Origin of the sequence: Sphingomonas pituitosa NBRC 102491 (genome assembly GCF_001598435.1) — a bacterium.
In the GTDB taxonomy this organism is placed as follows: Bacteria; Pseudomonadota; Alphaproteobacteria; order Sphingomonadales; family Sphingomonadaceae; genus Sphingomonas; species Sphingomonas pituitosa.
Genome location: NZ_BCYY01000010.1, coordinates 19,986 through 38,520 on the forward strand (window position 1 = coordinate 19,986; position 18,535 = coordinate 38,520).

An 18,535-nucleotide genomic window follows, 5' to 3' on the forward strand; every position below is an offset into this window, starting at 1 on the left:
TCTCCGGGGAAGCGGAGCGCGAAATCACGCTCTCCCCTTCCCTTCCCCCTCTCCTCCTGAGCGTCCTGCGAGCTCCCGACCAGTGCGGAGCAGGGTAGTTGCTAGCGCCTGCGCCGCTCGCAAGAGAGCCGCGCGCCCTTCCGCCAGCGGCTCGGCTCGATGAAATCGCCGCCATGGATGCCAAGGTGCTTCGCTTCTGCCTGGTCAAACGCGGCCTGGTAGCGCCGCGCGCGGGAAGGATCGGTCTTCAGGAAGTTGGGTGTCGGCACGGCGTATCCGGCGGCGATCATCGCTTCTCCGAGGTCCTGGCCGCCTACGTCGACGGCAGCGATCGGCCGCCCATAGCTCTGCTGTCCCGTCAACCGGATCGACACGGGGCCTCGCTTCATCAGCTTGGATGCGAAGTCCTGGGCGGCCTTGCCGCAGGGCCAACAGGACGAACCCTTCGCGCAGAGCGCTTTGCGCTCGACGGCATCCGCGCCAAACAGGCGGAAATCGACGGCAATCGTGTCCCCGTCGATCGCGTGCGCCTGCGCCTCGAAGCCGTCGCGGTCGCGCTGACCTGCACTCGCGTCAGGCAGCACGTCGCAGCTGCTCGTGGCGAACATAATCGCAATTGCGATTAGGCGCATTTCAGCATTTCCTTTGTCGGCTCGCCGGCGCGCGTGAAGACGGTCCGATGCACCTTCGTCTCAGGCACGATGGACCATTTCAGCTTGTAGAAGTGGCGCACCCGGTAGGGGCCATTACCGTCGAGACGGAAGAAGCGGAGCTTGGCGCCATCCTTCCGCACGCGGAAATCGGTTTCTTGCCTGTCGTCGCTGCAGGTCAGCGGGCTCTCGAAGCGCACTAGGGCGCCATCGGGCACCTCGCGGCGCCTGCTAGCAATCGCCGCACGGCAGCGCGCTCGCCAATCGATCGCATGAGGCCTGTCCGTTTCGCTCAGAAGGTCGAGGATCCGCTCGGGACATTCGGCTTCATGTGGGCCCATGCTCTCGTCCAGTCGGGTAGGATTGGTGCTGCTCATGGAGTCAGCCCTGATCCCCCCGCCGAACCGCACGTGCAGCTTTCACCGCATGCGGCTCTCCACTGTGACGAACCATCACTTTGCCGTAGATCGGGCAGGCGGCCTCTGTGAGTATCCCAGTGGCATTGCTCGCACAGGACCACCGTCCTGCGGGCGCGTGCCACCTTCATTCTCACGACAAAACCGCGGTGCGAAACATCGGCCATCCCCCGGATATGGTGCACCTGACACGGAACATCGGATCGACCGCAAGCCTCGCATTGCTTGGCATTCTGACGATCAACCCAGTCCGTACGTGAGTGGGTGAACACCTGCGTCCAAGGCTGGATATCAATCCTGGACGAGGTGGCCGGATCACGTTTCAGATGAGCCAGTTTCCAGACTTTGACCGATCGGGGCTGGCCATCGACGTCGTAGCCGATGGTGAATTCCTGCCCCGTCCTCATGCGGGCCAAGACCGCTCGCACATTGGTTTTGTGCTTGCTGGCCAAGGTCTTGAACAAGCTCCACCGCTGGAGAAACTCAAGCCTGTTCAGCTTGAAGCTCACATCCTTGGCGAGAGCATAGTAGTTCGCAAAACCCCGCAATTCGGCGTTGTAAGCTAGGACGATCTCAACGTCGCTGCAGCTGAGCAGCAGGCTACGATGACGCGGCTTCAACACCGACAGATCACCATAACCTTTTGCAGAAGCGAACGCGTGGACCTTCTCCCAAGGGACATGCAGCTGCATCACTTCCGACGGCGGCCTACGAAGGAAGCTGACGGAACCTTGTCGGCTCCGGACAACCCGTTGGCGTGTCGTATATGTGCGGACCTCATATCCAAGGAAGGCGGCTCCATCGCTCGCCTTGCGGATACCGCTTTTCTCCTCGGACACCGTGAGCGCCAGCGCCTCGGTCAGGAATGCCCTGACTTCGGCGAACACGCTTCGTGCATCCTCCTTGCTACCGATAACCCCAATCATGAAGTCGTCCGCGTAGCGACAGTAACGAAGTCGGCGATAACCGGGGTCCATCGCGTCTCTCGACGGGATGGACCGCTTTTGCGGCAGTAAGGTTTGGATTTTGGCCAAGGAGGCCGCAACCTTCACCTCGTCGACATTGTCTTTGGCCCGCAGCATGGTGACGCGCTTCCGTTGTTTCTGGATGCGCCCAGCCAGTCGCCCATATTCCGGGTTCGTGGCACGGACCTTCCCCCTCTCGAAAGCCGCGATCCGTTCCGCCATGAACATATCGAGTTCATGGAGGTAGATGTTGGCCAAGATTGGAGAGACGATACCGCCCTGCGGAGTGCCGCTGTAGGTCCGGGTGTGAACCCGGTCTTCCATAACACCCGCCTTAAGCATGCTGCCGATCAAGCCGATGAATTTCTCGTCATCGATCCTTTTCCGCAACAGCCGCAGGAGGATGTCGTGGTCGATGTTCTCGAAGAACCCCGCGACATCCACATCTACGAGCCATTTCACCCCCGTCCATACGGCTTTGACGTGTTCAAGCGCCGTATGACACGACCGGCCCGGCCGGAATCCATGGGAGGCGTTCGAGAACACCGGTTCATAGATCCGTTCGAGCAGTTGCCGCGCCACTTCCTGAACGAGGCGGTCGTCGCGCGTGGGAATGCCCAGCGGACGCCGTTTGCCCTTGCCTTTCGGGATAAACACCCGACGCACTGGTTTGGGATCATAGGTCCCTGCCGTCACGCTGGCGATAATCGGGTCGAGGTCTTCCGGTCCGAAGTCCGCGAAGGTCTCGCCGTCAATACCCGGCGTCATCGCACCCTTGTTGGATCCGATCTTCTGGAGCCCCTCCTCCCAAAGGAGGCGAGACCCCATCAGACGATAGAGTCCATTCACCCTTTTGCCCGACGCAACGAGCGCCGGAATGGCCTCCAACCGGCCTTTCACAGTTTCTGGCAGCATCAGCACACCCCATGATCGGTGGTTGAAGAATCACAGCTGCCGCCCTTCCCCCGGTCTTCCCCGCTTTCGGCCCGATCGCTCGAGACCTTATACAGTTGCACCGCCGCCTCCGAAGAGGTCGATGTCCCGGGCATTACCCCGGGCATTTGAGTAATATGGCGGCTCCGTACCCATGCAGGCCGGCAGAAGCCGCCTGTTTAGGGCATCCCGTAGTTACGCTGAATGGAGATGCGGCGCGGTTAGGTGTCCCGTTCGTCCACTAAACCCCTCGACGAGAGGCGCACCGGAGGGGCTGAGAAACAGGCGGCCAAGACATGAGACCGCTGTCATCATCCGGACCTGGCGTGACAGTCGCTTTCGCCAGTATCGCTATATAGATTGCTGCAGACTGGGATTTAAGCAGTGTAGCCTTCACCATACGCACCTTGCCCTGACCGTCATCGCCTCCATTTGCGACTAAGACGCATCTGGCCTTTTCCGAACATGCTATTGTTCCCCGTCCCTTTCGGGATTTCAGACCTTGTGAGGCCCGAGGTTAGTCCGGCGAGCAGAGGCATTCTCAACTTACCTCATCATCACTGATACTCCATTTCAGCGCCGCAACGGCGCACTGTCCTTGTAAGCGAAATGGTATCCGCTCCTGGAGCGCGGGTTCCATTTGACCAGGCACACGATTGCGAAGACCTCGCCGGGGACGCCGTTGTCCACCTGCTGGACGGCGCCGTACCACACGCGATTGTTCACGCAGGTGGATGCAAGCACCCTGTGACCGCGCTTGGCACCGTCGACCTCCCTCTCGTAGGTAAACTGCGCGTCGAGATATGCCTTGGGCGTCTCATGCCCGCCCATCGACGTTCGGCTCATTTCCAGCCAACCCATGTGACGTTCCTCCGTCAGGCGGCCTTGGCGACAGGCGTCGCCGAGGCAAAGACATGTAGGTATCTGACCGCCTGCTCGGCCTTGGTGGAGGCGAGGAAGACCGCGGCCTTATCGTCCTTCAGGACACGGATCCATGTGTCGAGATAGCTCGCATGGTTGTCGTGAAGCTCGGTCGGCAGCCCGAGTTCGGCACAGATAAAGGATTGGCCGAGGCAGGCAACCAGCTCCTCGAATGCATATGCCTTGTCGCCGAAGCGCTTGCCGAAGGTCCGATCCAGCCGACTGCGCGCCCCTGTCCAGTGAACATGCTCGTGCGCAAGCGTCGATGCGAACAAGTCGGCCGAGGCGAAGTGCGCGAGCTTCGGCATCTGGATGTGATCGCTGAGCGGCGAGAAATACGCTTCGCTGCCGCCATAGCGGACCACAGACGGGATCTGCTCGAAGAAGGCGTCGATCGCCTCCTGACGTAGCGACAGCAGCGTCGGCGTTGGGGCGACGGGCCTCGGGTAGTACCATGCCGGCAAGCCGTCGATCTCGTCGGCGTTGTAGACCAGATAGCTGCGCAGGAAGCGGATCACCTGCACGGTGGTCTCACCCGTCAGCAGCGACTTGCCCCGCTTTCGAAAGCTCGATGCATAGATCGAAATGGTCGCCTCGGCGCCCTTGCGCACGCGGCCGCCCAGCTCGTCGGCCTGGCGCTTCGTCATCCAATAACGGCTCTTGTAGCCGCGGCTGTCCGCCATGCTCCAAAGCCACGGGCAGTTGATGCCGGTGTAGGGCGTCCCCTCGTGCCGTAGCGGGCGTCCCCCGTCGCCGGTGAGCGACCATGGCCGCTTCCAGGGCACAATGCCTTGCTCGAGCTTCTGCAGCAGCAGCTTCGTCACCTCTTCGGCGATGCTGTTCATGATCGGGGTCCTCCAAAAAGAGCACCGCCGACGGGCTTGCCGCCGGCGGTGCCAGGGGTTCCAGAAGGAGGCTGGAAACTATTCGGCCGCGATCGCGTGGAGGCTGTCGTTCACGCTGAAGTCGTCTTCGGCCTCGCGCTCGTCGGTCAGATCGTCGTCGTCGCTGATCGGCAGACCCACGCCGTCTTCTTCGGGATCATCCTCATCGAGCGCGTTCAGCTGCAGATCGTCCTCGTCGCCTAGGCTGAGGTCGTCCTCACTGGCGCCGGCATCGTCCGTCGGACCCAGATCGGCGTCGTCCTCGGCCCCGCCCCCGCTCGGCTTCGCCGGTGCGGCCTCGGTGAACCGCATCGCCTCCGGCACCCAGCGTGTGACCACCTCGCGAACTTCGGCCTCGATGATCGCCTCGCCGGCGAACAGCTTCTGGCAGGATTCGGAAATTTCCGACTTCTTCTGCGTCGCGTGGCGACCCGACAGCGCAGGCCCTCCAACTTCGTCCAGAAGCGACAGGATGGCGCCCTTGGAGATGCGATCGAAGTAGTTGAGCGAAGTCGGCCGCCACCAGGACGCGACGTCGACTTTGAGGATGGTCGCGAGCCGGTTCTGCAGCGGATTCGAGTCTGCCAGACCGTAGCAGTCCTTGGCGGTCAGCGAGGTGGCGACCACCCAGGCCATCCACTGCGCCTTGGCCTCGTCGCTGAGCAGGCGGAACGCTTCGAACCGATCGACCTTCGTCTCCCCGTCGCGCCACCCGTCTTCCAGGGCCTCGGCGAACTCGTTGATATAGTCGCGGGCCTTGGACGGCGGTACGGCATCGCCGCGCACGGGATCATCGGGGCGGCTCGCCTTGATGGTCGTGCCGCTTTGACCCATGCTGTAGGAACCGCGCTCGTCGACCATAGCGAACAGCATGAAGTCGAGCGCGAGCGCCGGATTGCCGAGGAGCGCTGCGCCCAAAACGTCGCGACGCTGCACCGCCAGCTGATCAAAGAGCACCTGACTGAGCGCCTTGCCGTCGGGCGCCGCGGCGATCGGCTTCACGGGTGCCGTCGAACCGCCGCCGCCGGCGCGGCCGCTCTGGCCTTCCTCGATCTGCCAACCGGTGATTCGCCCTTCGACCTCGTCGCCGTCTTCGGCCTCGCTGGAGCCGCCGCCGTCGACGCCTTCACCATCGTCGCCTTGGCCGCGCACCGGCTCTTCCACGATCGGTGTCACCCGCAGCGGGGTCTCGCTATAGTATTCGGGCTCGAGCCGCATCTCGCCGGTTTGCGTCAGTGAGAGGATCCGGCCCACGCGCGGCTTCAGCTCGTCGGGCAGAATCTTTGGCCGATTATGGAGCCCGGTGCGCTCGTCCTGGAGTGCCTCGGCCTCGATCTCGAGAGCGCTGAAAGCCTCCCGGCTGAGCTCCTCGTCCTCCATCTCGGTCTCGATCGCCCCGAGACGCGCATCGATCTCGCCGATGCGGGCATGGTGCGCCTCCGTCATCGGTTCGCTCGGCAGATTCACGCGGTGCAGCTCGCGCGCGACTTCCCAGGTGCTGCTCGATGCAATCGGCCGCACCCAGCCCAATCCCAGCTCTTCGCCGAGGCGAGCAGCTTCCTCTTCCATGAGCTTGGCGGCGATGCCCTCGGCGATCTCCCGGTTGACCCAGCTATCGCCGTTGTCGCTGAACAGATCGCTCTCGATCACGCCGCCGGCGGCGACATAGCGGTCAGCGCCGACGAGGATCGCCACCGGCTCGGTCGACTTCATCGTCTCATTCAGGATGACGCGGCGGATCGCGTCCGAGTTGTAGCTGTAGTTCTTGTAGGTGTTCCAGACCGTCAGCTGGCGATCGTGGCTGGGGGTAGTCGCGTAGGCCTTCGCCATGTCGAGCGTGATCTTGCCTTCAGCGAGCGCGTTGAAGATGGGCTCGGCCAAGGCGGCGAGGCGGAGGCGGCCTTCCACGAACTTGCGGGTGACGCCGAACCGCTTGGCGACGGCATCGAGGTCGCCGTTCTCGCCGATGAAGTGCTGAAATGCGCGGCATTCGTCCGCCGGCGACATGGCCAGGTGGTGGAAGTTCTCGGCGAGTGAGGTTTCCGAGAGTGCCGCGTCATCGGCCTCGATGACCATCACGGGCACGTCGTACTGGGCCGCATCGATCTGGCCGCGCTCGGAGAGGAGCATTAGAGCGCGGTAGCGGCGGCTGCCGGCGATCACCGCGTAGTTGCCCCGCGGCTTCTTCAGCGGCGCCACGATCAGGTTCTGGATGATGCCGCGCGCGTCCACGTCGGCCGCCAGCTGCTCGATCAGGTCGCCTCGCGGCGTGCGGACGTTGATGGCGGAAAGCTGCAGCTTGGCCAGCTTCACCGTCTGAATTGCAGGCTTCGTCATGGTCAGGGTCTCCTTCTGGATGTCCGGCTTTTTCCGGACACCCCTCCCTTTCTCCCTCCTCTCTCAGAGCCACGGGCATGTCGGCGCAGCCGGGGCTACAGGCCTCAACGGGGCTGCATGATCGTCTCGATAATCGAGGCTGCCTTGTCCGTCGTGGGCACGAACAGCCTGGTCTTGAAGTTGATCAGCTCCGTCCAGCAGCCGAGCGACTTGAACCACGGCAGCTGGCTCGCCGGAGCGCCTTCGATCTCGATCCGCTCGCTCCCGTTCACGCGCGAACGCCTGATTGTCATCGGGAAAGGCTGGTTGATTTCCATCGGTCGTCCCGAAAGCGCGGCGTCGATGATCGAACGTGCCGGCATATCCTCGGTCTTGGAGATGCCGAGCTTGGTGAAGAGATCGACGACGTGCTGGTCGAACACGAGGCGGCCGAGCCAGCTGTTTCCGGCCTTGTCGACGACGCGGTGAACGGCGAGGTGATCCCGGGGAAGGGCCGACCAGATCGGCAGCAGTAGACCCGTGGCTAGCCGGATGGTCTCCACATCCAGCTTCTCGGCCGCCTCGGCCACCTCCGCCTCCCACTCGGCGGTGAAGCTCGCGCGATCGATGGGTTCCCACGCGCTCTCGAACAGATCGGCCTCGCGCATGAACTCGCGCCGGCTCGGCCGCTGGAGCTCGACCCGCAGGATCGGTTCGCCATTGTCCCCCATCCAGGAGTCCGCGCGCGTTCGTAGGGCCACCATGCCGGAGCGGGCGTTGCGCACGAAGGTAGCGTCTCTGAAGGCCTCGGCCCGCTCGAGCACTCGGCTAAGCGACATCACGCTGCGCTTTCGCGCAATCTCGATCGTCAGGAGATGCGATGTAGCGTTGGTGCGCGGATCGGTGCGCAGGAGCGTGTCATCGATCACACGCGCCGTTTCGGTCATGATCGTCTCCACGCCAACGTCCAGCGTGCCCGCTTCGCGAGCCTTCTCGACGCGGGTTTCCACGAGCGCGAGAAACTCCTCGAAAATGCTGTTCTGCATGGCGATTGGCAGCGCCAGCAGGCGGTTGAGCCAGCGCTGGATGGGCGGCAGCTCCTCCTTCAGCGTTCCGTCCTGCTCGCGCAGAGACAGCCCTGTGCGTGCCTCGAAAGCTTCGCAGGTCACGCTTTTCAGTTTCCCGTAGTGAAGGAGCCGGAACCAGGTGTGCAGCGCATCCTTGGCGTACTGGCTCTCAAGATTGTCCTTGGGATCGAACAGGTTCTGGCCGCCGGTCTGCCGCTGCCCTCGCGTCAGCGCCCCCAGCGTATCGAGCCGGCGGGCGATGGTCGAGGTGAAGCGGAGCTCGCCTTTGCAGTCGGTGGTGACGGGGCGAAACAGGGGGGTGTTCGCCTGATGGGTACGGTGCGTGCGGCCGAGCCCCTGGATCGCGCGGTCGGCGCGCCAACCAGGCTCGAGCAGGAAGTGAACCCGTTGCTCCTGATTCCTGGCGTCGAGGCTTGCGTGATACGATCGGCCCGTGCCGCCGGCGTCCGAGAACAGGAGGATCCGCTTACGGCCTTCCATGAAGGCGGCGGCTTCGACCTGGTTCATGCGGGGCGAGCGGCTTTCGACCAGCTGCCGGCCATCGGCGCCGGTGACGAGCCGCTTCGTCCGCCCCGTCACTTCGGCCACCCGATCGGGACCGAAATGGTCGAGGAGAGCGTCAAGGCCCGTCTTGATCGGCGGCAGCGCGCAAATGTGCTCGATGAGGTTGTCGCGGGCAGCAATCGCTTCCGGATTGTGAACCGGATTGCCGCCGTCATACATCGGCCGTGAGAAGGCATTGCCGTTGGCATCGACGCTCTCTTCCATCTGGGCTGTCGGGAAGGCGCGCATCAGATAGTCGACGCAGATCTGCGTGGGGGACAGATCGAGGGTGATCTCGGCGCGCTCCTCGGGGCTCATCTGGGCGAGCCGGCGATCGAGCAACGCCTCGGCCGTCGTCACCAGCTGGAACACGACCGACTGCCCTGCAGCCAGGTGGCGCTCTACCTCCGGGATCACCGTCGGCATCTTCATGCTGAGTAGCACCTGCCCGAAGAACCGCTGCTTGGAGGATTCAAAGCGGGACCGTGCCGCGGCCTTGGCGCCGGAGTTGAGCGTCCCTCCCCCGAAGCCGTCGACCACACCCGTCATCTCGAGCGCCCGCTCCATGTTGCGATGGATGATCGACCAGGCCTCGGAATAGGTGTCGTAGATCTCGATCTGCCCCGGCGTAAGGCTGTGGCGCAGCACCTCGTACTCTACGCCGGCGAAGCTGAGCGCGCGTGCGATATAGACGCCGAGCGCCTTCAGGTCGCGCGCGACCAGCTCCATCGAAGCAATCCCGCCAAGCCGGATATTCGAGATGAACTCTTCCCGGGTGGCGAAGGAGGTCTCCGGCCCCCACAGGCCGAGACGGACGGCATAGGCGAGGTTGTTGATGTCGGAAGCGCCCGTCGCCGATGCGTAGAGCACGCGGGCGTCAGGCAGGTGGTTCTGGAGCAGAACGCCGCATATGCCCTGCTGTGATCCTTCCTTGGGTCCGAGCGCGCCCTCGCCGCCGGCAACGCCGCCCATCTCATGGGCTTCATCGAAGGCGATCACGCCGTCGAAATCCTCACCTGCCCAGGTCAGGATCTGCTGCAGGCGATCGGCATCGCCGCGGGTTGACCGCAGGGTCGGATAGGTGACGAACAGCACGCCTTCCTGCAGCGTGATCTTCTCGTCGATCTTCCAGTTGGAAATGGGCTGCACGTCACCGGACAGCCCTCCGAGCGCCGCCCAATCGCGCCGCGCGTCCTCAAGGAGCGGTTCGTTTTTCGACACCCAGATGTGCCGGCGCTTCCCGCGCAGCCACTGATCGAGGATGCAGGCGGCGATCTGGCGCCCCTTGCCGGCGCCGGTGCCGTCACCCAGGAAGAAGCCCATTCGATAGAGGCGGCCTTCCTCGTGTAGGACGATCGTCACGCCTTCCTTGGCGGGGCGGCACTTGCCGGGGAGATAGTTCTCCCACGCGTGCCCGGCATAAACCACCGTCTCAAGCTGCGCCGCGGAGAGCCGACGTTCGGAAACGATGCGCTCCGGCAGCTGCGGGACATGGTTCGGCACCGGCATGACGATCGAGGCCATGGCCACGGATTCGACCAGTGCCGTCGGGTGCTCGCCGGCAGCGTCGAAGACGATCCGGCTCGGACGATACGGCAGATAGATGCCGACCTGCTCGCCGAGCGGCGCCGGCTCCTCCAGCCTGGCATACGTAACCGGCAGAACAGCATGCGATTTTGCTGCTTCGATCTTGCGCTCCGCCGCCGGCCTTGCGTTCCGGCTCGCCCCGAATAGCGACGGCCGAGCCGGCGCGGCGGCGATCGGCAGTTGGCCTGCCTTCAGCTCCGCGCGCGCGGGCACCTCGATGACGTCCAGGAACTCAGCGACACTGACCCGCTGGATCGTCACGGCTTCCAGCGTCTCCGGCACCTTATCGATGACGTAGAGCCGCACGGCGACGTCGGTGCCATGCTTGCGATAGCAGCTCTCCAACCGGAGGGAGGTGCGGACAGACGAACCCGCCAGGACCTTGGCATAGGCATCCCGCATTCGAGCGCTGTTCGTGAACCAATCCGGCATGATCGCCACCACGCGGCCTCCGGGGCGGACCCGTCGGAGCGCCGCCATCAGGTGGCGGGCTGCGGCCAGGTCGTCGGCCCCGCGGCCGAGGCTTCGCGCGAAGGGCGGGTTCATCAGCACCACAGTTGGCCGCGCCAGCGCGGCATGCTTGGTCACCAGCATGGCCCCGTCATCCGCCGTGATGGTCGCGGCCGCGAAGCCCCGCGTCAGTCCGGCGCGCCGCACGTCATCGATCTCGTTCAGCTGCAGCACCGCGCACGCTGGTGCTTGGGCAATCAACAGGCCGTTACCCGCGCTCGGTTCGAGCACGACGTCATCGGGCCCGATCGCAGCCATGAGCACGGCGATCGCCGCAATGTCTGCGGGGGTCGAGAACTGCTGGAAAAGCAGCTGCTCTTCGCTGCGCACGGTCTGCGTCGGAAGTCGCGTCATCAGATCAATCGCCGATGCCACATCGCCAATGCGTTGCAGCGGGTACGGACGGCCCTGCAGGTAGATGGTAAGTGCTCGCTCGAGCGCTTCGAAGCTGTCGCGCTGCGTCCAAAAGCCTTCGGCATCGCTGCCGCCCAGCGTGTTGGTCATGGCCGCATTGAGATCCTTGCGAGTGATCTTTGCGCCTGTTGCCAGTAGGCCAGCGATCTCGGTGGCGGCATCTGCCGGCGGCCGCGTCGCAAGGTCGATAAGGTCGGGCATGGGGATCTCCTGGCTTTGCCGCGCCCACGCGCAGCCTCACCCCTCCCCTCCCTCTCCTCTCTTCTGCCGCTGGAGCACCGCAGCCCAATCGGAGCTGCCCTTGGGCGAATAGTCGACGAGGACGATCCGTTGGCTGGTCACGTACCGCTGGATGGCCTTGGTGACGGCAAGGCGGCCAGGACCATCAGGATCGCCGGCAAGGATCAGCTTGGTGACGCTCTCAGGGATCCGGCAGAGATCGAACCGCCGCGTGCCAAACGAAGCCCAGCAGGGAACGTCCTTGAGCTGCGAGTAGCTGGCCGCCGTCTCCATGCCCTCGGCAAGGCCGATGGTGCTGGAATAGCCGCCGCCCTGCCAGACCCCGGCTCCCAAGCGACCGAGCGTCACCTTCTCGGTATACCAAGCCGTTTCCGGATCGAGGAAGATCCGTTGGACCGCGACCAGGTTGTTGCCCTCGCGCGCGGCCACCAAAAGCGCCGGCTTGTAGACGGTGTGCGGCTTTGGATGATGCGGACAACGGGGATGGAAGCGAATGTCGTTCAGGTCTGGCGGAAGTCCGCGGCGCCATAGGTAACGCTCACCGAGCGTCCCGCGCACCGGTCCCGCCTCCTCCCAGATCTTCGCCACGTTCGCTGTGCCGGTAGGGCGTGCCTCCGGCATCGGATGGCTTCCGGTCACGCGGACCCGCGCAAGTTCTCGAAGCACGTCCTCGCTTGCGCAACCCGCGAAGCAGTTCACGAGGATGCCTCGATCGCCCTGCCGGATCGAGAGGCTGGGGGTGGAATCCTGATGCGCAGGGCATCGGCACATGGCCCGGTATCCGTCCCAACGTCCGTCGAGTGTGGCCACGAGGTCGACCAGCTCCTGGCTTGGGCGCCTTGCGATCAGAGACATCATGCCTCTCCGGGGAAGCTCAATTCGTCAAGCGCCCCGCCTTCGACTTCGGCGATGACATACTTGCCCCCTGTCCGCGCGAAGAACGCTCTGATCGCGCGTGCTGGATCCTTGGGCATAGCCATGTCGGCGAAGGTCCAATGCGCTTTCACGTGTTCAAGAAGCGCTGCCTTGGCCGCCCTATGGCTTTCATGGGCGCCGGCCAGGTCTGGCTTTCCCGGTTCGCGGATGAACAAGATTATGTTCGGCATGGCTCAAGCTTTCGGTGAGATGGCGAGCGGCGCGGCTGCTCTGGATCAGCCCAGGTCCGTGACTTTTCACGGTTGAGCTCATCATCCCTCTCCCCCTCTTCTCTCCGCCTCATGCATTTACCGTGCGCTAAGGTCGCTTGATTATAGTTTCGGAACTGTGACCATGATGCACCTGTTGAAGGCAGGTGCCGACGTATCGAGGTATGTGTGACCCAGCTTTCCCCGATCGAGATCAGCAACTGGATTGCGATCTATCTCGCCGCAGGCCTGTGCTGCGCGATCGCTATGGCGCTTTCGGTCTCCGTTACTCTCCATGGTCTTTGGAAGGATCGAGCCTGGGCAGAGGTGGGGACGCTGAAGGGCGCGGTTCTCTTCCTGCCGAAGGCGTGGTGGCGGTGGCAAAAGCTATATCTGCTCTCGACGCCCGTGACGCTTGGTATTGTAAGCTATTTCGCTGCCTCCATGGCTTGGAGCTAAGGCTATTGCCTCGCTACAGGTTCAGTTCCTGTAGGATATGGTGCGCTCCATTGCCCGCTTCAATTTCCCCTGCGGACAGTATGGAAAGTGTGCCTAGGTGAGACATTCTCGGATGCGTGACCGCTTTTGACGCTCGGTACGTATCATTTTCAAAGCCCATCACCTCAATAACCAGCGTCTTGATCTCTCCCGTTCGACGCGACCGCGCCTCGATAATGAAGTCGGGTCGGCAATTGCCCGCCGGTGTTTGGCTGTCGAAGATCGGCTTCCTGATCGCCACATCGACGTTTTCCCGGTGAAGTCGGCGCTGCACCTCGAGCAAATCACGGAGCGCATCGCGCTCGAGCTGGGAGTCGACGGGCACGAACAGGCGACCGTTGTAGATGGGCTGGGCATAGGCGCGCAGCGGCGAATAGCCCCGCGCTTCAGGATATTTGCCCACGACGATCATCGTGAGAAAAGGTCCATGGACCGGGTTGCCGCGGACCGCCGGCGATTGCACTCGGTTGGCGACCGAGACGCTCTCCCCGTTCGTCAGGAAGATCTCGTTCGCCTTGTGGCCTTTCGAGAAGAGCAGAACGAAGCCCTGGGGTTCATGCTCGGAGGGCCAATCCTGGCTGAGGCGTCTGAGCGTGGCGTAAACCGCTTTTGCCTCGAGCGGGCGATGGTGCGTCCAAAATGCTCGGGCAAGCTCGATGCCTGGAGCAATTTCGATCTGGGCTGCTGCGCGGCCAATTGCTTGAAAGTTCTCGCGGATTGACCATTCTTCATGAGCCGCAAGTGGCGCGATCACATTTACACCGCTCGTATCCATCAGGCGCCAGAGCAGCCGCGCGAGGCGCGGCGTCGATGCATTTCGCGTGCGATCATCCGTGATATCGCTCTCGGGGCGCTTCGACAGGTTCTCCGGCGCCGGCTTCAAGACCGAGAAAAACCCTGCTGGGGGCTCGTTGGCCGTCGCCCGTGATCGCACCTCGGTCACCCGGTTAGTGGCCTGGTCGCGGAAGAAGGGGCAGTCCTCACGATGTTCTGGTCGCTGAGTCAGCCGACGTAGGTAATAGGTTTCGGCTTCGGAAAGGTATGCCGGTGTCAGGATCGGCGGAGCCTTCTCTCGGCCGAGGCAGTCGCAGGCGATCCATTTCATGCCGATGCGCGCCTGCTGCACCAGGTGGATGCCGGCGATTTCGTCGTGGTGACTGCCCTCTCCGACATACCAGCGCACCAACGCCTCGCGCACGATGGGGGGAAGTGGGATCCTGGACCGGTCAAGTCCTGGGGTGTCGCGGTCTATAAGCCACATTGCTCCGGCTTCCAAATCAGCGGTCGAATAGAATGTCTCTACGTTGCCCGCGCTTGACAAGCTTTCCCCCTCGCTTTCCACTTCCTTAAACGCACATCGGAGAGCCCAAATGCTGCGCTCGATATACTTCGCTTCCGCCGTCAGTGCCGCCCTTGTGACGTCAGCTGCGGCGCAAAACCGTCCCTCGCGAGAGGTGCAGCTCATCCAGCTCGGCGCCGCTCAAGGCGCTGTTGTCGACAGTTCTCCTTCGCGACAGAGCGGGCCACCGGAACCGCCTCAATCTGCGGTCTCGGACGCCATGCTGAGTGCCTTTCGGGTCCACGATCTGAGCCGGCAGTATGTCGAATTTCAGATGGCGCAGGGGTTCGGTGGCGACCCGCGACCGGCCCTGGAGCACCCCGTACCCGGACTCGCGCGGGTCGCGCCCGTCTCTTCGATTGCTGTCCCGGCATGGATGCGCGCCAGGGCAAGCTTCCCGTCGCTTCCATACACACCTGGCTGCGCCCCGGTGCCCTATGCGCCCTCAGGTTTGCTTGGCTACGCGGCCGAGGTGCGGCGCGCGAGCTACTACTCGATGATGAGTGCCATCGCGTGCGAGCACGGGATCCCAGTTGGCCTCTTCGACGCGGTTATTATGCAGGAGAGTCGCTATAACCCGCTCGCAGTCTCAAGCGCCAAGGCTTATGGCCTTGCGCAACTAATGCCAGGCACAGCGGCTGGTCTGGGAGTGGACCGATACGATGTCGTCCAGAATCTCCGCGGCGGTGCCCGTTATCTCCGCCAACAACTGGACCGATATGGTCAGGTGCACCTTGCCCTAGCTGCTTACAATGCAGGACCAGGGCGCGTGAAAGCCAGCGTGCCGCGGATAAGCGAAACACAAAAATATGTAGCGTCCATCATCAATAAATGGTCGTCCCTCGGGACAGGTCCCGTGCTTCAGGCGAGCCCTATCGAACGGAAGCCGCTACGTCGGGAAGCGAGTGTCTTAAGCTTTTAAAGGCAGTCGACGCCGGTGGCGTGCTCTCAGGCGGCCGCCAGTCGTTCCTTCGAGGCGCGCTTTTGCTGCCGACGCCTTAGCACAACCATGGTCTGCTGCTTTCGAATCTTGCGGCCCCTAGCGTCCTCGACCTTGTCGTTCGACACGACGTCGTGAATCGCTATTTCATACTCGGGGAGCCGGTCCTCGCTCTCGACCTTCTTGAGCTGCTGGCGAAACTTCGCTGTTCCGGCTTGCGACCCGATCTTCGACGCTAAATATTCGAGTGGAACTTCGTAATCCCCGCTATCGCTATAGCAATGGGCAAGCTCGTAGATACGCCGTTCGATCGAACCCAGTTTGAAGTAATCTGAGTGATAATTATACATTCGGTTATCGTAGGTAATAGCTCGAGCTAGCCAATCACAGATCATGACTCGTACCGATTCTAACTGAACCGTCCCATCTGGCAGGCGGCGAGTCTCTGAGTGCGCTTCCGAAAACCAGGAGAAATAGCCTCGCGTTCCTCGGTTCCCGGTCTCGATGTTAGTCTGAATCTGGGTGCCCTGAAGGCGAGCCAAAGCGTCAGAAAACCGCTCGTAATCGCGTTTAGAAGGACGATTTACGCCCGTCACGCGGAAAAAGTCGTGCGTGTTGAACTTCACCTCTCGACCAGATTCGCCAAGATCCTGCATCCGATTGGCTATGACCGAAGAAACATAAATCAAGATTTCCTTGTCCCACATGGTTGCGATACCCATGGAACTAGGCTTGATCTGGATCTTCACGTCGCCGAATTCGTAGCGGATCTCCTCCATTTGAGGCTTCTTCGACAGCGCGAAGAGCGGGAAGTCCATGACGCTGCGCTCGCCGCGGACCTTCCCGGTCATCGGGCTGTCCAAGCGATCGAAAAGCCGACCCTGCATCGGGGCGCTGATTGTCTTGGTCATCCCTCTTTCCTCGGATTCTCCGGTCGGAGAATATGCGATCTCTAGCCTGCGGTCAGCCCCAATGGACACGGCATACCCGATAGCACGAGCATTTGTTCACCATCTGGCCCGTGGCACTGCCGAGCGAAAGCCGAAATGGGCCGATTGGCGGGTCGCGCTCGTGCTTTCAGGTATGTCGTCTCAGCATGCCTTGGGCCGTCCCATCCAGCGAGCGAAGTAGAGCTCCTATCGGCCTGGCGGTCGCTGTCGTCTCCATGCAGCGGACTGCTAGCGCGCGGTTCGCCTCCTTCAGACCGTGCATGGTCCTTCCTAAGTGAAGCTCGCCCTTAGCGGCCTTTTCACTCATCCCGCGCAGGTACGCACCAGGCTTTCGCACGTCCCCTGAGCGAAATTTCTGGATCGTAGCAATGACCGAAGCTGCGGCGCCTCGTACCCCCATCACGCGGCAGGCTTCCCTCCAGGCATGTGCGGGAATTTGATGCTGGGCAGACAACCTCTCGGCAGTCGCAACGACAACACCCCATGGCCGATCGTCATGGAGAAGGTCCGCGCAGATGTCGGGCGCCACTTCGGCCAGGAAGGATGGCGTGACCCCATGAATCGCGAGATCCTTTTCCACCAGCGATTCCTCGGCGGACCTGAGCGTGACCGATCCGCGACTACTGCTCTCTGCTGAGCCACTACCTGTAACTGCTTTAGCAGATTGAATTTGGTTTGTAGTTGTTATGTGGGCGAAGCCAGCTTCATGCGTGCATGAAATTTCTTCCATCGCCATGTTGGATTTCTCGGTCAGCGCCAGCCTAACTTCCTCAGCCAAGGCTTTCTCTCTCTCCTCCATCTGCTCAACGCACGAACGTAGCAGATCAGGATCACGCGATCCCTTCAGCTGGGCAGCCGCCATGTGGACCAGCGCAAGCTCTCGATCGCCGTCCACGTGCAGCAAGTCCCTATCGACTACGGTCTGAGCCAGCTCTCGAACCTTGCGCCGGCAGGCCTTGAGGCGCCGATTGAGAACCTCCAGCTCCTTGTCCTTGGCCGCGCCTCGTTCCGCAATCTCGACGAATTCACGGTACCGCGCGCCGATCGGTGCCAGAACGATCCCGTACGCCCAGCGGAGAGCGCCATTTGCGGCTCTCTGGCCGCCTCGATGTCCATTGGGGCTGTCGCGAAAGGCGATCAAGCCGAGCTGCTGTGCCTGCTTCAGGATGTTCTGTACCTGTCTAACGCCTACACCCAGCTTTTCAGCGAGAAGTGCGTTGCTCGGCCAGACCACCGGGGTCGAACCTGGCATCCAATCCTGCGGCTTCGTCCAGGAAAACAGCAGATCGATCAAGGTGATAACTCGGAGAGGAATGCGCTCGTAGCTGGCGGCCCTCTTGAGGGCGATCAGCACCTTCCCCGGTGAAAGCGACAGGTCCACGCCATCGAATTTCGCGGCGAACGCGTCGGCGGTTGCTGCCGCCTGGTCATACTTGCGCAGTCCCGCTCCAGGGCGCAGGGCATGAGTCATCGTTCGGTTCTCCGGTACTGGAGCCCGTGCAGGCAAAGAGATCCCGTGGCTACCAATCGGCGCGAAAAGGATCTGCTTGTTCAGCGGTGGTTTCGAGGCCGCTCATCGACCGGGCTCAAACCCATTTGACCTTGTCGGCCATAGGCCGGTGGCTGCGCTCTGCTCGAGTCTCCTGTTTGCGATCTTCACCTTCGTGGACGCACACTTGGTCCGCCTCGAAGGTCATGGCCACGATAGACACCGTCATCGTTGCCGGTCTTCACCTTTGGTTCGTGCTATCGGGTATAGCTGCACGCAAAAGTTCGTGCTTTCGGGTATCGCGTGCCCGAACATTCGTGCTTTCAGGTAACGCGTCGCCTCGCGTCCTCGTGCTTTCAGGTATCGCGTCGCGCCTATTTGCCTTCTGTTCGCCCGTCCCAGCCCCTGGGACGCTTCCTTGGCCACCGATTCGGGGCAGATCCCGACGGGTATGTTCGAGGGGTGTTCTTCTGCGCTTCCCGTGAGAGCCAGGTTTCGGGCCTCGTGCTATCAGGCATCACGTCAACTAGGCTGCATATTTTTCAACGTGTTATCCGCCACGTCCGATAGTCATTCTTAAACGGGATTACCGCGCTCGTTTGGCCGTCCGGTCCCCCGATCGGTGCGAAACGCGAGCGGGCTCGTGCTTTCGGGCATGCCGTGACCGTACGACTGGAACCTCCTCCGGATGCTCTTCGCGGTCAGACTAGAAAGTGTGTTCTGGTGAT

General features: G+C 62.5%; 14 protein-coding genes. 2 read left to right on the forward strand and 12 right to left on the reverse strand.

Annotated elements, in window-relative coordinates; genetic code table 11:
* Positions 1-101: 101 nt before the first annotated feature.
* The 9 genes from SPI01S_RS10170 to SPI01S_RS10210 all read right to left on the reverse strand — a co-directional run bounded on the left by SPI01S_RS10170 (position 102) and on the right by SPI01S_RS10210 (position 12,573).
* Positions 102-632 (reverse strand): thermonuclease family protein, encoded by a 531-nt coding sequence (locus tag SPI01S_RS10170; RefSeq protein ID WP_066721812.1) that lies wholly within the window; start codon positions 630-632, stop codon positions 102-104.
* Entirely contained in the window at positions 623-1,027 is a 405-nt protein-coding gene (locus tag SPI01S_RS10175; protein ID WP_066721814.1) for a DUF6927 domain-containing protein, read from the reverse strand. Before SPI01S_RS10175 ends, SPI01S_RS10170 begins: the two co-directional genes overlap by 10 nt.
* The gene (locus tag SPI01S_RS10180) at positions 1,024-2,946 is read right to left on the reverse strand and encodes a reverse transcriptase domain-containing protein (protein WP_020819409.1); all 1,923 of its coding nucleotides are present in this window, start codon (positions 2,944-2,946) and stop codon (positions 1,024-1,026) included. Before SPI01S_RS10180 ends, SPI01S_RS10175 begins: the two co-directional genes overlap by 4 nt.
* A gap of 591 nt (positions 2,947-3,537) precedes the next feature.
* Positions 3,538-3,825 carry a hypothetical protein gene (locus SPI01S_RS10185; RefSeq protein WP_066721816.1) on the reverse strand — a complete coding sequence of 96 codons (288 nt, stop codon included), beginning with the start codon at positions 3,823-3,825 and terminating at the stop codon, positions 3,538-3,540.
* A 14-nt stretch (positions 3,826-3,839) separates the two neighbouring features.
* On the reverse strand, positions 3,840-4,730 hold the full coding sequence (locus SPI01S_RS10190) for an ArdC family protein (protein WP_066721818.1): 891 nt from the start codon (positions 4,728-4,730) through the stop codon (positions 3,840-3,842).
* A 78-nt stretch (positions 4,731-4,808) separates the two neighbouring features.
* Positions 4,809-7,106: a ParB/RepB/Spo0J family partition protein gene (locus tag SPI01S_RS10195; protein ID WP_066721820.1), complete on the reverse strand. Its 2,298-nt coding sequence runs from the start codon at positions 7,104-7,106 to the stop codon at positions 4,809-4,811.
* A gap of 104 nt (positions 7,107-7,210) precedes the next feature.
* Positions 7,211-11,428 (reverse strand): strawberry notch family protein, encoded by a 4,218-nt coding sequence (locus tag SPI01S_RS10200; RefSeq protein ID WP_066721822.1) that lies wholly within the window; start codon positions 11,426-11,428, stop codon positions 7,211-7,213.
* 36 nt (positions 11,429-11,464) lie between these two features.
* Entirely contained in the window at positions 11,465-12,325 is an 861-nt protein-coding gene (locus tag SPI01S_RS10205; protein WP_245653548.1) for a DUF7146 domain-containing protein, read from the reverse strand.
* Entirely contained in the window at positions 12,322-12,573 is a 252-nt protein-coding gene (locus SPI01S_RS10210) for a hypothetical protein (RefSeq protein ID WP_066721824.1), read from the reverse strand. The genes SPI01S_RS10205 and SPI01S_RS10210 overlap by 4 nt, the downstream gene beginning before the upstream one ends.
* Positions 12,574-12,780: 207 nt before the next feature.
* Between SPI01S_RS10210 and SPI01S_RS10215 the strand changes: the two genes are divergently transcribed.
* Complete coding sequence (locus SPI01S_RS10215) at positions 12,781-13,050, forward strand: hypothetical protein (protein WP_066721826.1); 270 nt, start codon at positions 12,781-12,783, stop codon at positions 13,048-13,050.
* Positions 13,051-13,063: 13 nt separating this feature from the next.
* On the opposite strand, the gene SPI01S_RS10220 is transcribed toward SPI01S_RS10215, so the two are convergent.
* Entirely contained in the window at positions 13,064-14,350 is a 1,287-nt protein-coding gene (locus tag SPI01S_RS10220; protein ID WP_066721828.1) for a DUF8535 domain-containing protein, read from the reverse strand.
* Positions 14,351-14,927: 577 nt separating this feature from the next.
* Here SPI01S_RS10220 and SPI01S_RS23030 point away from each other — a divergent pair.
* Positions 14,928-15,350 carry a lytic transglycosylase domain-containing protein gene (locus SPI01S_RS23030; RefSeq protein ID WP_281179436.1) on the forward strand — a complete coding sequence of 141 codons (423 nt, stop codon included), beginning with the start codon at positions 14,928-14,930 and terminating at the stop codon, positions 15,348-15,350.
* 26 nt (positions 15,351-15,376) lie between these two features.
* On the opposite strand, the gene SPI01S_RS10225 is transcribed toward SPI01S_RS23030, so the two are convergent.
* Positions 15,377-16,279 carry a replication initiator protein A gene (locus SPI01S_RS10225; protein WP_066721830.1) on the reverse strand — a complete coding sequence of 301 codons (903 nt, stop codon included), beginning with the start codon at positions 16,277-16,279 and terminating at the stop codon, positions 15,377-15,379.
* Between the two features lie 166 nt (positions 16,280-16,445).
* The gene (repC, locus tag SPI01S_RS10230; RefSeq protein WP_066721832.1) at positions 16,446-17,789 is read right to left on the reverse strand and encodes a plasmid replication protein RepC; all 1,344 of its coding nucleotides are present in this window, start codon (positions 17,787-17,789) and stop codon (positions 16,446-16,448) included.
* Between the last annotated feature and the right edge of the window lie 746 nt (positions 17,790-18,535).